Consider the following 20,367-nt stretch of genomic DNA (forward strand, 5'->3'; position numbering starts at 1 on the left):
CCCCTCGCGTTTAGCCTCTGGCCCGCAGCAACCGGCCCTTTTCCCGATTCCAGTCGCGCTTCTTCTCGGTCTCGCGCTTGTCGTGCAGCTTCTTACCCTTGGCGAGAGCGAGTTCGACCTTGGCCCGCCCCTGCTCGTTGAAATAGAGCTTGAGCGGAATCAGGGTCATCCCCTCCCGCTCGACCGCGCCGATCAGCTTGTTGATCTGCCGACGATGCATCAGCAGCTTACGCGGCCTTTTGGGGGCATGATTGAAGCGGTTGGCCTGCAGGTATTCGGGGATATTCGCATTCACGAGCCAAAGCTCCCCATCGCGCGAGTCCGCATAGGATTCGCCGATGGTCGCCTTGCCGTTGCGGATCGACTTCACCTCGGTACCGGTCAACACAACGCCCGCTTCGAACGTGTCCATGATGGCATAGTTGAAGCGGGCCTTGCGGTTGTCGGCCACGACCTTGAGTGCGCGCGGTTGCGTGTCAGCCATGATGCAAACTTAATCGTGCAAACCCAGGTCGCAACCTCGCGCGAACCGGGCTTACTTCTGTTTCAGCAGATCGCGGATCTCGGTGAGGAGCTGTTGATCCGCAGTCAGCTTCGGAGCCTCCGGCGGCGGCTCCTTGGCCTTGAGCTGGTTGAGCAGGCGGATGACGACGAACAGCACGAACGCGATGATCAGGAAGTTCAGCGACAGCGTCAGGAAGTTGCCCCAGGCCAGCACCGCCCCCTGCTTCTTCGCATCGGCGAGGTTGGTCGCGGTGACCGACTTCGACAGCGCCGTGAAGTAGTTGGAGAAGTCGAGGCCGCCGGTGATCGCGCCGATGATCGGCATAATGATGTCGCCGACGAGCGACGACACGATCGCACCGAACGCGGCACCGATGATCACGCCGACGGCGAGATCGACGACATTGCCTCGCATTGCGAAGGCCTTGAATTCATTCCACACGGCTGAAATCCCCCCTTTGACCAGAGTTCAACGACTGGAGCTCAACGCAAAACTGACGGAAAATGCACGGGCGGCTCAATTCAACAAGCCGGCGTGCACCATGGCACTGCGAACAGCGGCCTTGGTCGGCTCGGAAACCTTCACCATCGGCAACCGCACCGTGTCCTCGCACTTGCCAAGCAGTGACAGCGCGTACTTCACCGGCGACGGACTGGTTTCCATGAACAGGTTGACGTGCAGCGGCATTAGCTTGTCCTGGAGCTTCAGCGCGCTCGCATAATCGCCCCGCAGGCAGGCTGCCTGAAATTCCGAGCACAGGCGCGGTGCAACGTTGGAGGTCACCGAAATGCAACCATGGCCGCCATGCGCATTGAAGCCGAGCGCCGTGCCATCCTCTCCCGAAAGCTGATTGAAGTCTTCTCCGATCTCCGAACGCTGCTGCGAGACCCGCACCAGGTTGGCCGTCGCATCCTTGACGCCGGCGATGTTCGTCAGGGCGAACAGGCGCTTCATCGTCTCGACCGACATGTCGATCACCGAACGGCCGGGAATGTTGTAGATGAGGATCGGAATGCCGATCGCATCGTTGATCGCCTTGAAGTGCTGGTAGAGCCCTTCCTGGGTCGGCTTGTTGTAGTAAGGCGTTACCACGAGCACGGCGTCGGCGCCCGACTTCTCCGCATGCTTGGCGAGGCCGATCGCCTCCTCCGTCGAGTTGGAGCCTGCACCGGCTACAACGGGCACACGGCCCTTTGCTTCCTCGACGCACCACTCGACCACCTTGTTGTGCTCGTCATGGCTCAAGGTCGGGCTCTCGCCGGTGGTTCCCACCGGCACCAACCCATGAGTTCCCTCTTCGATCTGCCAATTCACCAGCGCCCGAAACGCAGCCTCGTCCAGCGAACCATTTTTGAACGGCGTCACCAAGGCGGTAAAGGACCCCCTGAAATTCGTCTTGGCTGCCATTGTCATCTCCAGATTCGTCGCGGCTGCGGCTGTTTTGCGTTGTTTCGCCGCGATTTGCGATCAATAACGGGTCCGCCGCCCGGAGGAAAGAGCTACGGTGGACAGACGACCGTCCGCCGGCGGACCAGAATAAAGCTCCTCTCAAACCGCTGATTGGCCTCGATTTCGCCAAGGAGCGCCGCCATAAACGTGGCATTTCGCGTTCGCGGTTTATCAACCTAAGCAATGCAATAGATTGTCGCTTGCGGCATCGCCGTCCGATTCGCCGCCAGGGGTAGGACATTTGGCCCTCGAAACGCTGACACACGACGCATCGGCTTGTTCGGAACTCCGAGGCACGGTGCACCGTTCCCTCGTCCGTTTTCTGACCGCGTCGAGCCTTGCGGCGCTGGTGCTTGCTGCGCCCTGCGCCAGCGCGCCGGTTTTCGCGCAGACGAAACAGGAGCAGACCGCTTCAGCGGCGAAGCAGGATTCGAAGGCGTCCGCCAAGCAGGCACATGCCAAGCCCAAATCAACCGACAGCAAGGCGACCAGCGCGGCTGCGACCAAGCCGCCCGCCAGCAGTAAGGCCAAGGAAGCCGGCGCAAAGCCATCTGACACGAAGGCAAAGAGCGCCAAGTCCGAGGGTCCCAAGTCCGAGAGTCCCAAGTCCGGAACTCCTAAATCCGAGAGCACGAAGCACTCTGCTGCGAAATCCGGCAAAACCCAGCAAGCGGACAAGGCCGCGCCGACCAAGCCGCAAGCCGCAAAACCCGTAGTCAAGCCGGCAACAGCGGCAAAGCCACCGAAGTCTGTGCCCGTGCCTGCGGCCCGAGCGACTGCTCAGCCATTGAGAGTGCCGGAAAGTCAGGCGAGCCCGGCTGCGACCGCGACGCTCCCGCCGCAGCGATCGGTGCCGCCTCCGCGCCGCAGCGGCGCGCCAGCCGCCCTTGCCGCTTCGAGCACTACGTCGCAAGCCGATCGCGACACCCTGGAACGGGTGATCGAAGCCGTACGGCAGCGCAAGCCTGGCGACGCAACCCAACTCCAGGGCGCCATCAGCGATCCCGTCGCCCAGAAAGTCGCCGAGTGGGTGATCCTTCGCAGCGAAGGCAACGGCGCATCGATGGAGCGCTATCGCGCCTTCATCAACGCCAATCCCGGATGGCCGAGCGTGACCTTCCTGCGACGCCGCGGCGAGGCCTCGCTCTGGGACGACAACCGCGACGACAACGCCGTGCTGACCTGGTTCGCCAACGAACGGCCGCTCGGCGCCAAGGGACACTTCGTGCTGGCGCGCGCGCTGCTCTCCCGTGGCGATCGCAATGGGGCAGCACGCGAGGTCCGCGACGCCTGGCGCAACGATCCAATGTCGAAGGACGTCGAGGCACGCGCATTGGACATGTTCGGGCCGCTGCTGACCGCCGGCGACCATAAAACACGCATGGACTACCTGCTGTTCACCAACGACACCGCAGGCGCGTTGCGCGCCGCGCAGCGGCTGGGCGGCACGCAGGTTGCGATCGCGCGGGCGCGCATCGCCGTCGACAACAAAGCCGGAAACGCCAAGGCGTTGCTCGATGCCGTGCCGCGCGAGGCACATGGCGACGCAAGCTATCTGTTCGGGCGCATTCAGCACCTGCGGCGAGCCGACAAGATCGCCGAAGCAGGCCAACTGATGCTGAGCGCGCCACGCGACCTGTCGAAGCTCGGCAACCCGGACGAATGGTGGATCGAACGGCGCCTGATCGCGCGCAAACTGCTCGACCTCGGCGATTATCGGACCGCCTACGCGATTGCCCGCGACGCGGCGCTACCGTCCCGTGACGTTTACAAGACCGAACAGGAATTCACCGCCGGCTGGATCGCGCTGCGCTTCCTCAACGATCCTGCGACAGCCCTGCAACACTTCTCGCGCATCGGCGTCGGCTCGAGTAATCCGACGGCCCTCGCTCGCGCGGGTTACTGGCAAGGCCGCGCCCTGGAAGCCATGGGACGGACGCAGGACGCACGGGCCGCGTATCAATCGGGCGCAGCACACTCCACCAGCTACTATGGCCAGCTCGCGCGCGCCAAGCTCGGACTGCCGCAGCTTGGCCTGCGCGAACCGCCGACCGCCGCGCGCGGCACCGGCGCGTTCGAGGTCGCGCGCGCCGTCGAACTGCTCTATGCGATCGACGAACGCGACCTGGCCGCCACGATGCTGTCCGATCTTGCCGATCGGGTCGAAGACATCGATGCGCTGACGGCCCTCGCCGAAGCCACCGCGCGCTATCGCGATGCCCGCGGCATGCTGATCCTCGGCAAGGGAGCACTCAACCGAGGCTATCCGTTCGACCACTACGCCTACCCCGTCTCCGGAATTCCCGCTTACCAGACCATCGGACCCGAGGTCGAACGCGGACTGGTCTTCGCAATCGCCCGGCAGGAGAGCGCGTTTAATCCGACGGTGGTCTCACCGGCGAAGGCCATGGGTCTGATGCAGGTGACGCCAGCGGCCGCCAAGACGGTCACCCGCCGCTACGGCGCGACGTTCGATCCAAAGCGCCTGCTGTCCGACCCGGCCTACAATGCCATGCTCGGCGCAGCAGAACTTGGTGCACTGGTGAGCGACTATCGCGGCTCCTACATCCTGACCTTCATCGGCTACAACGCCGGTCGTGGCCGCGTACGGGAGTGGATCGCGAAGTACGGCGATCCCCGCGATCCGAACGTGGACGCAATCGATTGGGTCGAACGGATTCCGTTCTCGGAGACCCGCAACTACGTGCAGCGGATCATGGAAAACGTCCAGGTCTATCGCGCGCGCTTCGGTGGCGGCTCCCGTCTTTTGATCGAAGCGGATTTGAAGCGCGGCGCCGGTAGTACGGTCAGCGCGTCGGCAGCGGACGATAACTAAAGCGCGATGGGATTGGAATGAATCATCCTCGCATTTAGGTTGTTGTTGCTTAAGCACGATCTTTTCGGAAAACCGCTTCGCGCTTTTCCGGATCATACTTTAAGATATGATCCAGATCGGAATAACGCGCGCGCAGCGCAAACCTGCGGCGCGATTTCGATAAGCCTCTTTTCAAAGCAAACGTTTGAAAATTTGGCGCGATGGTAATGACCCTCGCGGATTCATCGAGCACTCGGTTCTGATCGCCTTGGAGCCGAAAGCTTCGGCTTCTTGTTTGACGCTTTCTCTTCGCGCGAACCGGTATCCCTCTTGGATCAAGTCCCGGGCAGGCTGCGCGCGAAATGCATCGGTGCCTCCGAGCCCGATTCTTCAGCGGCCCTCTCATCGCTGCAGCATCAGCACCACGATCTGCTGGATCTCTGCTGTTGCAGTTGCGATTCTGGTGAGCTGATCGTTGTCGATAGCCGGGCGGCTGGCCAGATCCTTCAGCATCTGGGCGATCTCCGCGACATAACGGGAGACCTCTTCGGTGGCCGCCGCAATACGCATCTCGCTCGTTCGCTCAAGCATCGTCCGTCTCTGTTTCCGTCAGCCGTCGTGCGGCACATCTAATTGCCGCATCATTACCGGTTTCCACGACCGGATTTTGAAGAATCCACCAGCAACACGACAATGTGTAGGCTTCGAGCCGCGCTCGCGAGCCATACCCAAACACGCCCGCAACACTAGACTGATCCTTCCTACAAAAAGAAAATCCCCGGCAAGTTGCCCTGCCGGGGATCGTAATGCCGCTCAGCTTACGTCGATCAGAAGAAGCGACGAACCGAGAAGATGCCCGAGATCACGTTCTGGTCCTTGATCTCGTAAGGCACGGTCGGCTTGTAGTCCTGGACGTTGACCGGGGTGAAGGTCGCACCCTTGTTGCCAGAGTGGTGGTTGGTCCACATCACTTCCAAACCGATGGTCAGGTCGCGAACCGGGGTCCAGTAGGTCCGGGAGCCGACACCGACGATGCGGTAGTCCATGTTGCAGGTGGTGTTGAAGTTCGACAGGGTGCCGCCGCCACCGGCCGCGGTCATGCGCGAGCACAGGATCGCGTTAGCCGCCGCGTTGTAGTCGATCACTTGCGCACCACCGAACAGCGAGGTCCGCCACTCGGCGTTCCAGCCGTGCTCGAAGGCCACCGTACCGCCGTAGGTGGTGGTCAACTGCTGACCGGTTCCGGTCCGGGTGTCGTACACCGAGTCGAACAGGTAGCCGCCGACGAAGCTCTGGTAGCGGGTGCTGCTGCTGCCGAAGAGACCAAAACCAGCACCTTGGCCGATGTTGGCGAACACGTCGGTCGAAGCACCGACAGCATAGGCACCACCGATGTACAGGGCATCGTTCACGCCGGTCGGCGTGTTGAACTTGAGCGCTGCGTTGACGCCGCCACCGATCTTATCCGACGGCGTGATGCCGGTGATTTCCGTGCAGGTCGCGCCCGACGCACCGCAGCCATAGGCCACATGGTTGTTCACGATATTGCCGGCGATGTGGAAGCCACCCCAGGCCTGGTCGATGCGGAGCTGAGCCACGACCTCCGGCCAGGTGTTGCCACCACGGGTATCGGTGCCGATCGCGGCGACGCCAAGCTGCGTCAGCGCGTTGGCGCCATTGTAGTTGCCGCGCTTGCGCTCCTTGTTGTCTTCCACCGACAGCGTGGCGGAGATGCCGTTGCCGAACTGGTGGGTGTAGGCAGCGACGAAGCGGCCGCCCGCCGTGTCAGGCCAGCCGAGCGAACCGTTGATGCCCCACTTGTAGGCGTAAGCCCACGGGTTGTCGAAGTACGACGTGCCCGCGCGGCCGATCGTGAAACCGCCCCACTGGATGATGCCGGTATCGATCGCGATGATGCCCGGAGTCGAGGGCGTGCCGACCGGCGTGTTCACCTCGGCGCGAACCACCGAGAACGTACGCAGCGTGCCGTAAGCAGTCTGCGTGCGGGTGTCCATGTTCAGGAACACGCGCGAACGGGTGAAGAAATAGTCACGATCGCGGGTGTTGGTCGCCGCACCGTCGTTCGTGATGCCCCACGCCTGCAGACCGGTACCGCGCGCATTGCCGAAGCTCACCTCGGCGCGGATGTGACCGCCGATACGAATGCAGGTGTCGGTGCCAGGAATGTAATAAAATCCCGCTCCGTACAGAGAGCAGATCTTCACGTATTCGACCGGCTTGGCCTTTACGGGAAGATCGGCTGCCTGCGCCCCCGCCAGTGCGACGAACCCTGCCGCCGAGCCGAGGAGAAGGCTCTTAACCATCTTCATCTCAAACCTCCAAGTTTGCTCTGTTCACCCGCCGCGTTGCTTTGCACCCCCGCACAATCGCAAGCGGCCTCAAGCGAACCCCCAGACGGGACGACTCGGGATTGCCCCCCTCTGTCGCAAAACGAAGATTGACCGGAACCGTACTAACCGCAACGGAAACCGTACGGACACGTACAGATAGATCACACCTGTTGCACAAAAGGCACGTCCCGGAAATCGGCAACGCCCGGTAACCATCTGAAATAGCTTGATAAAACAGACGCCTGCAAATTGTGCATTGCACAGTTAGCGAGCGCAAATATCCCTCCCCGCCATCGCAGTGTCGCGGAGATGACGGAGAATAAAGGGACTCGCAGGGGGCTCACCGCGAGACTGATTTGCTGCTCGGTCCCCGATCCGCGGTAAACCATTGCGCGGAGATAGGTCGGGTTTCGGCACACCATTGCGGCTATCGAGCCGGGACCGCGGCTTTTGCAGCCCGCGCTACGACGGCGAGCCGATACCGCGCACGATCCTCCTCGTCGGACTTTGCATAGCAGGTCCCCTTGCCCTGCCGGGGCTGGCCAGTCCCGCGCGCGCGCAGCACTCCGCCCATCCCCTGCATCGCCGTCGTCGCCATTGGCGCCAGCAGCTCGCGCAGATGCGTGCAGCCGAGAGCGCCGCCGACGCGCTTGCGCACCTCGGCCTGCCATCCGGCACCGATCTTCAAGCCGATCAGGTCCTGCATCGGATGCACCGCCATGGGGCAGACCGCTTGCGGGAAAGCGTCCATCGCCGACTCGATGCTGCGGATCACCATATCTTCACTGAGCGTCAGCCGGACCCACATATTATGCAGCGGCTGTCCCGCCTTGCCGCGTTCGGTATCATAGGTCTTGGTGTCGATCATATTGGCTTCGACATCCCACAGTCCGTCTTCGCGCTCGTAGACCTCGCAGGCGATGCGGCGGGTGTGAATGTGCTTGCGTTGCGCGGCGGGCGGCGGAAGCGGCATCGTTCGATCTATCCTGTTTGTTCTTTGTTGCGATCCATCGGCAGCCTCGCTGCGTCCGGGGACAGCGTCAACTCGATGTGACGGCATATCTGTTCCACCACACCGTGCCAGCTTGACGTCTTGCCGCGACGACAGACCCGCAGGGTCGGGAACCATGGGCTGCGCTCGACATCGAACAGCCACCGCCAGTCGGCCAGATGAGGAACGGCAACACACCCCTCGACGCCCAGCGCCCCGGCCAGATTGGCAATAGCCGTATCGCAGGACACGACGAAATCAAGATTCCGCATCACCGCCGCAGCATCAACAAAGCCGTCGGTCCCTGAACTGTCGAGAGTCTCGATCGTCATCTCACCTGGCAGATCGGCAAGCTGTTCGAGCCCGTGGTTCTTCTGCAGGCTGATCAGCCGAACGCCCGGAATTTGGGACAGCGGATAGAAGTCGCGAAGCGGAATCGATCGCGCGGTGTCTTGGGCAAAATCCGGATTGCCTTGCCAGGCGAGCCCGATCTTGAGGCCTTGCGTGCCGATAACATCCCGCCAATAGGCTACCTTGGCGGTATCGGCAAAAAGATAAGGCGTCGGCGGAATCGTCGACAGTTCGGTCTTGAACCGGTGCGGCAGGCTTATCAGCGGGATTTGATAGTCCGGCCTGTTATCGGTCGGGATCGCGTCCACATAGCGGACGCGATCGGATAGCGTGCGGAGAATGGGCGTCATGAGCGCGGGCACCTGGAAGATGACCTCCGCGCCCCGCACTACAAGCAACGGGATGTAGCGGCTCATCAGCAACAGATCGCCAAGCCCCTGCTCGCTGTACACAAGCAGCGACCTACCTTGTATCGGCTCACCGTGCCAATGCGGCACGTCGCTCTCGTCATAGGCAGGAAGCGTGCTGATCCCCGGCCGCCTCAAGCGAGCTTCGTAGTCGGACCAGCCCTCAAGCAGCTTTCCTCGCAGCAGATTGAGATAACCGCGATAGAGAACAGCCTCCACATGATCGGGCGTCCGCCCGATGAAGTGGTCGAGAATATTCAATGCCTCAGGGAAGTTTTCGCGATTGGCCACGGCAACGTATTTGAGGGGCATCAGTTCGCGCGTCGGGCCGCCGCGCACCAGAAGCCGATCAACAATTGCTTCCGCCTCTTCGAAACGATCCAGTTTGCTGAGCACCGTCGCGTAGTTCTGCTGGTAGACGGCATTTGCCGGATCGATCTGGAGCAACCGCTCGAAAACCGCGAGCGCTTCGTCATGCCGCCTCAGATTTGTCAGCGCTACGCCTCTATAGAAAACCGGCAGCCGCAAGTCCGGCTCTCGCTTGCAAGCCTTCTCGAGTAAGGCGAGCGCTTCGGCATCTCGCCGCAGCATAATCAGCACCGTCGCGAGATCCGTCAGGATTTGCGCTGACTGCGGCTTAAGTGCTTTGGCCCGCTGCAGCAGGCTCTCCGCCTCCTGGTGCCGGCCGGTGAGCGCGTTGGCGACACCCAGACTATGCAGCGCGCGGCTTTCCTTCGGCTTCTTGGCGATGATCCTGCTGAGAATGGCGATGGCTTGCGGAATATGTCCGGCATTCATCAAAGCATCGGCTTGATCCAACTCAACGCCAACACCCATTCAGGCCTCGCCAAACAAAACCTCAAAATACATCGGAGCAATGCACGGACCTTTCAGGTCCGCTAGACGTAGATATTAGAATACGTTCCGCCAAGGACGTCCTCATATCAGAGGAAGCATGTGACGGCAAAAGCCTCGGCAAAGCGCCGCGGTTCACGAACCGCGCAGCGTATCTCCCGCCTGGGTGCAGGCATTTAGAACCTGATCGACCAGCCCTTCCATGCGTTCGCGCGTCAAACGCTCGGCCGGCCCGGACACCGCGATCGCCGCGACCGAAATACCGTCACGGCCGATGATCGCACCTGCAAGGCTGTTGATACCGGTGCTCCACCCGCTCTCCGTGTAGGTGAATCCCTGCTGTCGGATGATCGCAAACTCGCGCAGCACCGCCGCAGGCTTGATCTCCTTGCCGCGCGGATGCGTTGCGCGGAATTCGGTGACGATCTCTTCGGCATTTGGCTGGAACGCGAGTTGCACCCTGCCCGAAGCTGGGAAGATCGCCGGCGCGCGATGGCCCGGGACTGGCGTGATACGCACCGGCACCGGCGCACGGATCTGATCGAGATAGATGCAATCAGCGCCATCGAGGATCGTCAGGTGGATCGTTTCCTGCGTCTGCTGATGCAGCATCTGCATGAACGGGCGCGCCGCGCGCACCATCGGATGACGCGTGACGACTTTCATGCCGAGCTCCCACACTTTGAGCGTCGGCCCGTAGCGTCCAGTCGCTGCGTCGCGCTGAACGTAACCGAGCGTCAGCAGCGTCGTCAGCGTGCGATGCACGTTGCTTTTCTCAAGCCCCATCTCTTTCGCCATCGCGGTCACGCCGACCGGCGCATCCGCTTGGGCGATGCGATTGAGCATCCGCAATCCCTTGGCAATGGTCGTATCCATGGGGCGCACTATACAACCATGTTCTAAATCATGGAACATATTTCTGCATATCGGCCCGCCGTATTGCGCAGTGGACCTGACGTTCCAACTGGTTGACAAAGAAGTCCGGGTGCCGGACCTTATACCGGAACAAAGTTCCATATATTGGAACGAGAAGAAGCCGCCGCACTGGGCAAAACGGGAAACAATTTCTCATGAACAAGATCGCAGCCGACGCGCACGCCGCTCCGGCGAAAAGCGCCACACCGCAATTGCCGCTCGCGGGCATTCGCGTGATCGACCTCACGCGCATCTACAGCGGCCCCTACTGCACCTTCATGATGGCGATGGCCGGTGCCGAGGTCATCAAGATCGAGCCGCCGGAAGGTGAGACGCTGCGCAAGCGCGACGGCCGTCAGGGCGCGTCGCTGCCGTTCGCGATGCTGAATGCCAACAAGCGGCTGGTGACGCTGAATCTGAAATCGAAGAAGGGCGCGGAGATCTTCCTGGAGCTCGTGAAGACCGCCGACGTGCTGGTCGAGAACTTCCGCCCCGGCGTAATGGACCGCCTCGGCTTCACCAAGGAGAAGCTGAAGGAGGTCAACCCGCGCCTCATCATCGCGCAGACCTCGGGCTACGGCAACGATGGCCCCTATCGCGACTACCCCGCCATGGATCTCACGGTGCAGGCGGTTGCGGGCATCATGCACTCGACCGGCTATCCGGACGGGCCGCCGGTCAAAGCCGGCCCTGCCCTTGTCGACTTCGCCGCCGGTACGCATCTCTACTGCTCGATCGTCACTGCGCTGTTCTCGCGCGAGCGCACCGGTCAGGTGCTGACGACCGAGGTCGCGATGATGGAAGCGATCTATCCGACGCTCGCTTCCAACTTCGCGCTGGCGATCTCAAGCGACGAGAAGACCTATGTCGCGCGCACCGGCAACCGGCACGGTGGCATGTCGCTGACACCATACAACGTCTACAAGGCTTCCGACGGCTTCGTCGCCATCATCTGCAACAACGAACGCCACTGGGTCGCGCTCGGCAAGGCGCTGAAGCGCAAGGATTGGGCGACCGATCCGAAGTACAATCCGCTGATCGAACGCGTGAACCGCATGGACGAACTTGATGCGGAAATCAATGCGGAGACATCCAAATACACCCGCATGCAGTTGTTCGAACTGCTGAACAAGACCGGAGCGGCTTGCGCGCCGGTGCGGACGCTGCACGAAGTGTTGGCCGATCCGCATCTGCGCGAGCGCGGCATGGTGCATGACATCGACCACCCCGAATACGGCAAGCTGGTCGTGATGCGCAGCCCGGTGCGTTACGGCGGCGTGCAGCCGCCGGAATACAAGCCGAGCGGCGAAATGGGCGCGGACATCGACGCGATCTATGGCGGCGAACTGAAGCTCTCGCCGGATGAAATCCAAGCCCTCCGCAAGGCCGGCGACATTTAGTGCATCGGTTCGGACGTTCTCTTCGGTGTAACCGTACACCGCGCGCACGAGAAGGTCCGGACCAAAGCCGCACGACCCAATCATAACGAGCGCGTGTCCCTTTCAATCCGAAGTTCGCTTCAAGGGGCAGACGGCAGAGTGAAGCGAACTTCGGAATCGGACTCGAGATATGTTGGATAAAAGCGAAGCACAGAAAATGCACACACTCGGCGCCTGGGAGCTTCCCGAAGAGCTGCAACACCTGCGCGATACGGTTCGTCGCTTCATGGTCAATGAGGTGAAGCCGGTCGAGGACAAACTCGAACATGACGCGGTGCGCTGCGCACCGGAAGATCTCAAGATTCTGCAGGCGAAGGCCAAGGCTCTCGGCCTCTGGCAGATCCGCACGCCCGCCGAGTTCGGCGGCGCTGGCCTCAACCTGCTCGGCCAAGCGATCGTTGCCGAAGAAGCTGCGAAGTGCCGCATGGGCGCCTATATCCCCGCCCTCAACGCTTTCGGTTCGGACCCGCCGAACGTGATCTGGCTCGGCAGCAAGCATCAGATCGAGAAGTACGGCATCCCGAGCGTGAACGAAGGCAAGAAGGCCTTTTTCGCGATCAGTGAAGCCTCAGGCGGCGCCGATCCAGGCCGCGCCATCAAGTGTCAGGCGGTGCTCAAGGGCGATCGCTACGTGCTGAACGGCACCAAGCTCTGGATCACCGGCGCCAAGGGCGCCGACTGGGGTATCGTGTTCGCGCGCACCGGACATGGCGGCCGCGGCGGCATCACCTCCTTCATCGTCGACGCGAACATGAAGGGCATCTCCTACAAGGTGATCCCGGTCATCCGCGCCTACGCTCCTTATGAGGTCCATTTCGACAACGTCGAAGTGCCGATCGAGAACCGCCTCGGCGACGAGGGCGGCGGCTTCAAGCTCGCCGAGAAGTGGCTGGTGGAGGGCCGCGTCCCCTACGCTGCCGGCACCATCGGCATCGCGCAGGCAGCGCTCGAGCTCGCCATCGACTGGGCCAAGCAGCGCGAGACGTTCGGCTCGCGTCTGTCGGACAAGCAGGCGATCCAGTGGATGCTCGCCGACAGCGAGATGGAGCTGCGTGCAGCGCGCCTGCTGGTCTACGAGGCCGCCTGGAAGGCCGATCTCGGCAAGCCGATGAAGCTCGAAGCTTCGATCGCCAAGGTGACGGCGACGGAGACCGCCGGCCGCGTGGTCGATCGTTGTATCCAGATCTTCGGCGGCCTCGGCGTCTCGAAGGAGTTGCCGCTGGAGCGCTGGTATCGCGAGCTGCGCATCAAGCGCATCGGCGAAGGCCCGTCGGAAGTGCAACGCATGGTCGTCGCGCGCGACCTGCTCGGCAATCGCGGATAATTGGGGGATCAATCACCGTGTCAATCGATCTGGAAGTCGACAAGGACGGCGTAGCGACCGTCACCATCAATCGCCCCGAGGTGCACAACGCGCTCGACTCGGAGCACTATGCGGCGATCTCGAAGGCGTGGCAGACCGTTCGCGACGACCCGCAAATCCGCGTTGCGATCGTCACCGGTGCGGGCGACCGCGCCTTCTGTGCCGGCGCGGACATCAAGAACGTCCTCACCCAACGCAACGCATGGTCGGACGTCTGGCTGACGCAGAAGGACCAGCTGCTCAACCGCGGTCTTGAGGTCTGGAAGCCGATCATCGCGGCCGTGAACGGCTTCTGCCTCGGCGGCGGCGTGACGATGCTCTATTCCACCGATATTCGGGTGGCTTCGGAGCACGCGACCTTCAATCTCGCCGAGGTGAAGCGTGGCATCATCGCCGGCAACGGTGGCACCCAGCGCACGCTGCAGCAGCTTCCCTGGTGCATCGGCATGGAAATGCTGCTCACCGGCGACCCGATCGACGCCAAGACGGCCGAACGCTGGGGCCTGATCAACAAGGTCGTCCCCCATAAGGACCTGATGAAGTCGGCTCGCGAATATGCCGCGCGCATTGCCGCCAACGCACCGCTCGCGGTGCAGGCCGCGAAGGAGTTGGCGATCCGTTCGCGCGACACCGACATCAACACCGGCCTGCGGATCGAGCAGCTGATCGGCCGCATGCTGCGTGAGACCGAGGACGCGAAGGAAGGACCGAAGGCGTTCCGCGAGAAGCGCAAGCCCAACTTCAAGGGGGAATGAACATGATCCCGAACAACAAGGGGACAAACGCACGATGAGCAATCTTAGCGGCAAATACGTCATTGCCGGCATCGGCGCGACCAAGTTCGGCGGCCTGCCCGGCCGTTCGACGATCTCGCTGAACGTCGAAGCCATCCGCCGGGCGCTCGCCGACGCGGGCATCGAGAAGGACGCGGTCGATGGCCTGTGGGTGAAGGCCCCTACCTCTAAGTTCGAACTGATGTACGGCCAGAAGATCGCCGAAGCCGTCGGCCTGCAACCCAAGATCAATGGTGTCTGGGACCAGGGCGGCGCCTCCAACATCATGAACATCTCCTACGCGGCGATGGCGATCGAGGCCGGCCAGTGCGACATCGCTGTGGTCTGCTTCGCGGACAATCCGAAGACGGGCACGGCGGCTGGCTACAGCCGGCCGCGTGGCGACGATGCGCTCTATGGCTGGTTCGGCGTGCTGTCGAACTACGCGATGATCGCCCGCCGCCACATGGGCGAGCTCGGCACCCCGCGCGAGGCGCTCGGTGCCGTTGCCGTAGCCTCGCGCCGTCATGGCGCCGAGAATCCGCACGCACAGCTGCGCAAGGCATTCTCGCTCGATGACTACATGAAACTGCCGCCGATGGTGGCGCCGTTCTGCCGCGACGACTGCGCACTGGTCAGCGATGGCGGTGCGGCCGTCGTCGTCATGAGTGCGGAACGCGCCAAGCAGCTCGGCGTCAAGAAGCCGGTGCCGATCCTCGGCTTCGGCCATGGCCAGACCGCGTGGGAAGTCCCGCAACGTCCGGACATGACCTCGACGCAAGCGAAGGTCGCAGGCGCCACCGCATTCAAGATGGCGGGGCTTGCGCCGAAGGACATCGACGTGGCGCAGATCTACGACTGCTTCACCATCACCGTGCTGATGACGCTCGAGGACTACGGCTTCGCCAAGCGCGGCCAGGTCGCCGACTTCGTCAAGGGCGGCAACATCGAGCTCGGCGGACAACTGCCGGTCAACACCTCCGGCGGTCTCCTCTCCGAAACCGGCATGCCGGGCCTGCAGCTCGTGCACGAAGGCGTGCGCCAGATGCGCGGCGAGTCCGTCAATCAGGTGAAGAACGCGAAGCGCTGCATCGTCAGCAATCAGGGAGGAGTGATGCACACCCACGCAACACTCATTTTGGGCCAATGAACGCACCCGCAACGAAACCTGCCGCCACCCTGCCCGAGCCGGACATCAACGAGGTCAGCAAGCCTTATTGGGATGCCTTGCAGAACGGCAAGCTGACGTTCCAGCATTGCCGTCATTGCGGCAACAACTGGCTGCCGGCACGCGGCGAATGTCCGAAGTGCCTCGAAGCCGACTACGAATGGCAGGGCGCCTCCGGCAAAGCCAAGCTGATCAGCTGGGTGGTGTATCACCGCGCCTTCCATCCGGCGTTCGAAGGCCGCTTGCCCTACAACGTGGCGGTGGTCGAGCTCGCCGAGGGGCCGCGCATGATCTCCAATGTGATCATCGATGACGCCGAGACGCTGGTGATCGATCAGCCGCTCACCTTCGTCGCTGCGCAAGAGCAAGGCCACGGCATCGCCCGCTTCAAGCCCGTGTGACAATTGGCGCATGGCGCAGACGGGAAAAGCGAGTACCGCTTTTCCCGTCGTGTGTGCACGAACACATGTGTCCCGTCTGCGAACGGAACGAAACTCTAAGAAGACATGATGATCGATCGTAGAGCCACAACGCAGGCAGCTTTGCTGACGGCGTTGTCTTGGCTTTTACCGCCGCTGTCCCGTGCGACGGCACAGGGTGCAGCTTTCCCGACTCGCCCGCTTCGGATCGTCGTCCCCTATCCGCCTGGCGCTTCAACTGATCTGATCTCGCGCGCCGTCGCCGAGGAAGCGGGCAAACGGCTCGGTCAGACGATCATCGTTGAAAACAGACCGGGCGGCGGAACGGTCGTCGGGACTCAGGCCGTGAAAAATGCACCGGCCGACGGCTACACCCTGATGTTTCAGGCCGCTAGCCTTGTCAGCAACACCTACACGTTGAAAAATCCCGGCTACAAACTCTCAGACTTCACGCCGGTCACGATGCTCTCCGACGCCGCCTACGTTATGCTGGTGCCCTCCTCGCTGCCGGTAAAGACGCTCAGTGAGTTCATCGCCTATGCCAAAGCGCATCCGGGCAAGCTGAACTACGGCACGCTTGGTCGCGGCACGCGAACCTTCGTGCTTCCTTACCGGCTTGGCGTCGCCGCCGGCCTCGACTGGACGGAAATCTCCTACAAAGGGACGGCCGAAGCCGCCCAGGCGGTGATGAGCGGCGATATTCAGACTTATTTCTCGACGCAAGCCTACGCCTCGACACAGCTTGAATCGGATCGTCTGCGTCTGCTCGCCATCACCAGCGAGAAACGCGTCGACTTCCTACCGAATGTGCCGACCTTCAAGGAGCTCGGCTATCCGCAAGTCACCGATCATTCCTGGTACGCACTGTTCGCACGCTCGGAAACACCCAAGCCGATCCTCGATACGTTACGCGCCGCATTTGCCGACGCGATGAAATCCGCTGCGATGCAGACGCAGCTCCGCAACAACGGCCTGTCACCCTATGACGGTACGCTCGAAGCCTTTCCGGCCAAGCTGGAAGCGGAGTTGCAGCACTTCATTGCAGAGGCCAAGCAGCTCGGCCTCGAGCCGCAATAATAAAACCAAACCGTGACCGATCCGCACATCGTTGCTGATGGAAGCACGACCATTGCGGTCCTGCTAAGGAGATAGAGAGTGATGAAGCCGTCCAGACGTTCGTTCGCCCTGCTGGGCGTCGCCGCAGCGCTGATGAGCGCGCTGCCCGCGCAGGCGCAGGACAACTACCCGTCCCGTCCGATCCGCGTGGTCGTGCCCTATACCCCGGGCGCCTCCACCGACGTCATTTCCCGTGCGTTCGCCGATGAAATGGGCAAAGTCCTCGGCCAGACCATGATCGTCGAGAACAAGCCAGGCGCAGGCACGGCCATCGGCTCGCAAACCGCCAAGCAGGCACCGGCTGACGGCTACACCATCCTGTTCGGTTCGAGCACGATGATATCGACCATGCTCGCCTTGAAGGAGCCGGGTTATGCCATGGAGGACTTCACGCCGATCGCGATGCTCGGCGATCAGTTTTACGTGCTGATGGTGCCAGCCGCGCTGCCGGTGAACAACTTCAAGGAATTCGTCGAATACGCCAAGAAGAACCCGACCAAGATGAACTACGGCATGCTCGGACCGGGCTCGCCATCGCATGTGCTGGCGGAGCGGCTGAAGACCTCGGCGAAGTTCGAATGGCAGGACATCGCCTTCCGCGGTGGCACGCCGGCGGTGCAGGCGCTGATGAGCAACGACGTGCAGGGATATTTCGCGACACAGACCTTTGCGATGACCTTCAAGGATTCGGACAAGCTGAAGCTGATGGGCATCGGCTCTGAGGAGCGCGGCCAGTTCCTGCCGGAGGTCCCGACCTTCAAGGAATTGGGTTACGAGGGTGTCGTCGAACAGTCCTGGTACGCGATGTTCGTCCGCTCCAACACGCCGAAGCCGATCGTCGACAAGCTACGCGCCGCCTCGGCCCAAGTGATGAAGTCGCCGGCTATGGCAGAACATCTGAAGACCAATGGTCTGTCTCCCTATAAGGGCACGATCCCTTCGTTCGAAGCCTCGCTCGAGAAGGAGATCAAGGAAAAGGCGGAAGAGACCAAGCGCCTTGGTATCGTCGTCCAATAAATTCGACGCACGCGCCAAATAGGCGAACAAGAGACGCCGTACTCTCATGGGTGCGGCGTCTTTGTTTTTGCTCGACATTCTCCCGCGTGACCCGAGCTCGACCTGCGACCGAGCGCCGCGATATCGCAAAAGCGTATAGGCCCTCCCATCTTTCGATCGGTTGCATCAGCCTATCATCTGGGGATCATGTAGACTGCCATCGCCCAAAACGGGCCTGCGGCCTCGCCGCACGCCAACCTACAAAACAATCAGCGGCGATGGACACGAGAGGAAAATAAGAAAACATGAAACTCCTGATACGTGCTGCATTGGCCCTCACCTCGGCGGGTCTTCTCACCTTCACCACCGGAGCCGCGGCTGATACCTTCCCCTCGCGGCCGATCACCTGGGTCGTCGGCTTCACCCCGGGCGGCATCAGCGATAACGGTGCCCGGTTCGTCGCCAAGGTGTTCAGCGAGAAGCTCGGCCAGCCTGTCATCATCGAGAACAAGCCTGGCGCAGGCGGCATCGTCGCGGCCGAATACGTGGCCTCAGCCAAGCCGGACGGCTACACGATCCTCTATGCCGCGAACGGGGTAATGGGGACTTACGTTTCGCTCTACAAGAAGCTCTCGTACGATCCGTTCAAATCCTTCACCTTGATCCACGGCTTCGCGTCTTCGCCGCTGGTCCTCGTCGTCCCTCAGACCTCACCGTTCAAGTCGGTGAAGGATCTGATCGACTACGCCAAGAAGAACCCGGAGAAATTGACCTACGCCTCGGTCGGCTCCGGCACCGCCCAGCACCTGACGCCGGAGTTGATGGCAAGATACACCGACATCAAGCTCACCCACGTCCCCTACAAGGGCTCAACGCCCGGAATGACCGATATGCTCGGCGGCCGCATCGATTTCATGTTCGACTATTCGATCATCGTGAAGCCGCAGATCGAAGGTGGCAAGCTGCGCCCGCTGGCTCAGACCGGAGCGACCCGAATGGTCAGCCATCCGGACGTACCGACGTTCGTCGATCTCGGCTATCCAGATGTCCAGTTCACCGCATGGGCTACGATCGTCGGCCCGGCCGGCATGCCGCAAGACGTCGTCGACAAGATCGGCAAGGCTTTCAACGAGGCGCTGAAAGATCCCGCCGTGATCAAGTATCATGACGATCAGGGCGTAACGCTGATGCCGGACGTGGGGCCGGCGAAGGTCAAGGACTTCATCGTCAAGGAGCAGGCGAAGTTCAAGGATATCATCGAGCGGACCGGCGCCTCGGCGGATTGAGATCGTTACAATCCGGACAGTCTGCCGATTGCACGACAGACAGAACAAAGCTGCACGGGTAAGCCCTTGCGATCCACGGGCGGCGGGTTAGCTTGCCGCCCGAATTCGTTTCGTCACGAAACGGTTTCCATAACAAGCAGCTATCCGCCTCGAGAGCGGACCATCGGGAGAAGACAATGAAGTTCGCTACAGCGATCGTAGGCGCCCTGGCGTCGATCGCAATCGCCACCACCGCCATCGCCCAGGACTACCCCAGCCGGGTCATCACCTGGGTCGTCCCCTTCCCGCCCGGCGGCGTCACCGACAATGGCGCACGCACGGTCGCGAAGGTGTTGAGCGAAAAACTCGGCCAGCAGGTCATCATCGACAACAAGCCGGGCGCCGGCGGCATCGTCGGCACCGAGGCTGTCGCCAACGCCAAGAAGGACGGATACACTTTCCTCTACGCGTCGAATGGCATCGTCACTTATCCGTTCCTCTTCAAGAAGCTGAGCTACGATCCGCAGAAGGACTTCATCCCGGTGCATGGCTTCGCCACTTCGCCGATGCTGGTGATGGTGCGGGCGGATTCTCCGTTCAAAACCATCAACGACCTGGTCGAATTCGCCAAGAAGAACCCCGGCAAGCTGAACTACGCCTCGGTCGGAAACGGCTCGACACAACATCTGCTGGCCGAACTGTTCCAGAAGGAAGGCGGCTTCACCATGACCCATGTGCCCTATAAGGGCACCGCCCCCGCGCTGACCGATCTGATGGCCGGCGTCATCGACGTGACCTTCGACTATGCGGTCGTCATGCAACCGCAGATCGAGGCCGGCAAACTGCGCGCGCTGGGTGTCTCCAGCGAGAAGCGGCTAACCAACCTGCCCGAGGTGAAGACCATTGCCGAACAGGGCTTCCCCAACGTGGTGTTCACCGCCTGGGCGACCGTCGTACTGCCAGCCGGCACACCGCAGCCGGTCGTCGATAAGCTCGCCGACGCATTCGGCAAGAGCCTGGAGGACCCGAGTGTCGTGAAATACTTCAACGACCAGGGCGCGGGCATCATGCAGGGCGTGTCCAAGGAAAAACTCGCCGCCTTCTATGACGCCGAGCGCGTGAAAATGAAGTCGATCGCCGAACGTGCGGGCATTCAGCCCGAATAACCCGCAGCCGATCACCTGAAAGC

General features: G+C 61.9%; 18 protein-coding genes. 10 read left to right on the forward strand and 8 right to left on the reverse strand.

What is annotated here, in order from left to right; translation table 11 throughout:
• Positions 1–10 precede the first annotated feature (10 nt).
• From smpB to dapA, 3 genes are all read right to left on the reverse strand, one after another.
• Positions 11–484: an SsrA-binding protein SmpB gene (gene smpB, locus X566_RS21290; protein ID WP_034471345.1), complete on the reverse strand. Its 474-nt coding sequence runs from the start codon at positions 482–484 to the stop codon at positions 11–13.
• A 51-nt stretch (positions 485–535) separates the two neighbouring features.
• A complete protein-coding gene (gene mscL, locus X566_RS21295; protein ID WP_081740386.1) occupies positions 536–946 on the reverse strand; it encodes a large conductance mechanosensitive channel protein MscL in 411 nt (136 codons plus the stop codon).
• A gap of 75 nt (positions 947–1,021) precedes the next feature.
• The gene (dapA, locus tag X566_RS21300; RefSeq protein ID WP_034471347.1) at positions 1,022–1,912 is read right to left on the reverse strand and encodes a 4-hydroxy-tetrahydrodipicolinate synthase; all 891 of its coding nucleotides are present in this window, start codon (positions 1,910–1,912) and stop codon (positions 1,022–1,024) included.
• A 391-nt stretch (positions 1,913–2,303) separates the two neighbouring features.
• On the opposite strand from dapA, the gene X566_RS21305 reads away from it, so the two are divergent.
• On the forward strand, positions 2,304–4,790 hold the full coding sequence (locus X566_RS21305) for a transglycosylase SLT domain-containing protein (protein ID WP_409337846.1): 2,487 nt from the start codon (positions 2,304–2,306) through the stop codon (positions 4,788–4,790).
• Positions 4,791–5,171: 381 nt separating this feature from the next.
• Here the strand turns inward: X566_RS21305 and X566_RS24850 are convergent, their stop codons facing one another.
• The 5 genes from X566_RS24850 to X566_RS24110 all read right to left on the reverse strand — a co-directional run bounded on the left by X566_RS24850 (position 5,172) and on the right by X566_RS24110 (position 10,600).
• Complete coding sequence (locus tag X566_RS24850) at positions 5,172–5,360, reverse strand: hypothetical protein (RefSeq protein WP_152540009.1); 189 nt, start codon at positions 5,358–5,360, stop codon at positions 5,172–5,174.
• Positions 5,361–5,596: 236 nt separating this feature from the next.
• The gene (locus tag X566_RS21310) at positions 5,597–7,099 is read right to left on the reverse strand and encodes a porin (RefSeq protein WP_034471349.1); all 1,503 of its coding nucleotides are present in this window, start codon (positions 7,097–7,099) and stop codon (positions 5,597–5,599) included.
• A 448-nt stretch (positions 7,100–7,547) separates the two neighbouring features.
• Positions 7,548–8,093 carry a DUF2889 domain-containing protein gene (locus tag X566_RS21315; RefSeq protein ID WP_051444407.1) on the reverse strand — a complete coding sequence of 182 codons (546 nt, stop codon included), beginning with the start codon at positions 8,091–8,093 and terminating at the stop codon, positions 7,548–7,550.
• Positions 8,094–8,101: 8 nt separating this feature from the next.
• Positions 8,102–9,706 carry a tetratricopeptide repeat protein gene (locus tag X566_RS24105; protein WP_051444408.1) on the reverse strand — a complete coding sequence of 535 codons (1,605 nt, stop codon included), beginning with the start codon at positions 9,704–9,706 and terminating at the stop codon, positions 8,102–8,104.
• Between the two features lie 153 nt (positions 9,707–9,859).
• Positions 9,860–10,600, reverse strand: coding sequence for an IclR family transcriptional regulator (locus X566_RS24110; RefSeq protein WP_051444409.1), 741 nt, complete (start codon positions 10,598–10,600; stop codon positions 9,860–9,862).
• Positions 10,601–10,794: 194 nt separating this feature from the next.
• Here X566_RS24110 and X566_RS21330 point away from each other — a divergent pair, with 194 nt between their 5' ends.
• The 9 genes from X566_RS21330 to X566_RS21370 all read left to right on the forward strand — a co-directional run bounded on the left by X566_RS21330 (position 10,795) and on the right by X566_RS21370 (position 20,344).
• Complete coding sequence (locus X566_RS21330) at positions 10,795–12,039, forward strand: CaiB/BaiF CoA-transferase family protein (RefSeq protein WP_051444410.1); 1,245 nt, start codon at positions 10,795–10,797, stop codon at positions 12,037–12,039.
• Positions 12,040–12,235: 196 nt separating this feature from the next.
• On the forward strand, positions 12,236–13,402 hold the full coding sequence (locus X566_RS21335) for an acyl-CoA dehydrogenase family protein (RefSeq protein ID WP_034472692.1): 1,167 nt from the start codon (positions 12,236–12,238) through the stop codon (positions 13,400–13,402).
• Between the two features lie 17 nt (positions 13,403–13,419).
• Positions 13,420–14,196 carry an enoyl-CoA hydratase/isomerase family protein gene (locus X566_RS21340; RefSeq protein WP_034471351.1) on the forward strand — a complete coding sequence of 259 codons (777 nt, stop codon included), beginning with the start codon at positions 13,420–13,422 and terminating at the stop codon, positions 14,194–14,196.
• Between the two features lie 34 nt (positions 14,197–14,230).
• Positions 14,231–15,364, forward strand: coding sequence for a thiolase family protein (locus tag X566_RS21345; RefSeq protein ID WP_034471353.1), 1,134 nt, complete (start codon positions 14,231–14,233; stop codon positions 15,362–15,364).
• On the forward strand, positions 15,361–15,783 hold the full coding sequence (locus tag X566_RS21350; RefSeq protein WP_034471355.1) for a Zn-ribbon domain-containing OB-fold protein: 423 nt from the start codon (positions 15,361–15,363) through the stop codon (positions 15,781–15,783). The genes X566_RS21345 and X566_RS21350 overlap by 4 nt, the downstream gene beginning before the upstream one ends.
• A gap of 108 nt (positions 15,784–15,891) precedes the next feature.
• Positions 15,892–16,878 (forward strand): tripartite tricarboxylate transporter substrate binding protein, encoded by a 987-nt coding sequence (locus tag X566_RS21355; RefSeq protein ID WP_160170506.1) that lies wholly within the window; start codon positions 15,892–15,894, stop codon positions 16,876–16,878.
• Between the two features lie 81 nt (positions 16,879–16,959).
• On the forward strand, positions 16,960–17,934 hold the full coding sequence (locus X566_RS21360; RefSeq protein ID WP_034471357.1) for a tripartite tricarboxylate transporter substrate binding protein: 975 nt from the start codon (positions 16,960–16,962) through the stop codon (positions 17,932–17,934).
• A gap of 284 nt (positions 17,935–18,218) precedes the next feature.
• Positions 18,219–19,199 (forward strand): tripartite tricarboxylate transporter substrate binding protein, encoded by a 981-nt coding sequence (locus X566_RS21365; protein WP_034471358.1) that lies wholly within the window; start codon positions 18,219–18,221, stop codon positions 19,197–19,199.
• 176 nt (positions 19,200–19,375) lie between these two features.
• A complete protein-coding gene (locus tag X566_RS21370; RefSeq protein ID WP_034471359.1) occupies positions 19,376–20,344 on the forward strand; it encodes a tripartite tricarboxylate transporter substrate binding protein in 969 nt (322 codons plus the stop codon).
• Positions 20,345–20,367 lie beyond the last annotated feature (23 nt).

This window comes from Afipia sp. P52-10, from assembly GCF_000516555.1.
In the GTDB taxonomy this organism is placed as follows: Bacteria; Pseudomonadota; Alphaproteobacteria; order Rhizobiales; family Xanthobacteraceae; genus P52-10.

Coding starts and splice junctions, on each gene's coding strand:
- smpB (WP_034471345.1), bottom strand. CDS start 484: ATGGCTGACACGCAACCGCGCGCACTCAAGGTCGTGGCCGACAACCGC.
- dapA (WP_034471347.1), bottom strand. CDS start 1,912: ATGGCAGCCAAGACGAATTTCAGGGGGTCCTTTACCGCCTTGGTGACG.
- X566_RS24850 (WP_152540009.1), bottom strand. CDS start 5,360: ATGCTTGAGCGAACGAGCGAGATGCGTATTGCGGCGGCCACCGAAGAG.
- X566_RS21310 (WP_034471349.1), bottom strand. CDS start 7,099: ATGAAGATGGTTAAGAGCCTTCTCCTCGGCTCGGCGGCAGGGTTCGTC.
- X566_RS21315 (WP_051444407.1), bottom strand. CDS start 8,093: ATGCCGCTTCCGCCGCCCGCCGCGCAACGCAAGCACATTCACACCCGC.
- X566_RS24105 (WP_051444408.1), bottom strand. CDS start 9,706: ATGGGTGTTGGCGTTGAGTTGGATCAAGCCGATGCTTTGATGAATGCC.
- X566_RS24110 (WP_051444409.1), bottom strand. CDS start 10,600: ATGGATACGACCATTGCCAAGGGATTGCGGATGCTCAATCGCATCGCC.
- X566_RS21330 (WP_051444410.1), top strand. CDS start 10,795: ATGAACAAGATCGCAGCCGACGCGCACGCCGCTCCGGCGAAAAGCGCC.
- X566_RS21335 (WP_034472692.1), top strand. CDS start 12,236: ATGCACACACTCGGCGCCTGGGAGCTTCCCGAAGAGCTGCAACACCTG.
- X566_RS21345 (WP_034471353.1), top strand. CDS start 14,231: ATGAGCAATCTTAGCGGCAAATACGTCATTGCCGGCATCGGCGCGACC.
- X566_RS21350 (WP_034471355.1), top strand. CDS start 15,361: ATGAACGCACCCGCAACGAAACCTGCCGCCACCCTGCCCGAGCCGGAC.
- X566_RS21355 (WP_160170506.1), top strand. CDS start 15,892: ATGATCGATCGTAGAGCCACAACGCAGGCAGCTTTGCTGACGGCGTTG.
- X566_RS21360 (WP_034471357.1), top strand. CDS start 16,960: ATGAAGCCGTCCAGACGTTCGTTCGCCCTGCTGGGCGTCGCCGCAGCG.
- X566_RS21365 (WP_034471358.1), top strand. CDS start 18,219: ATGAAACTCCTGATACGTGCTGCATTGGCCCTCACCTCGGCGGGTCTT.
- X566_RS21370 (WP_034471359.1), top strand. CDS start 19,376: ATGAAGTTCGCTACAGCGATCGTAGGCGCCCTGGCGTCGATCGCAATC.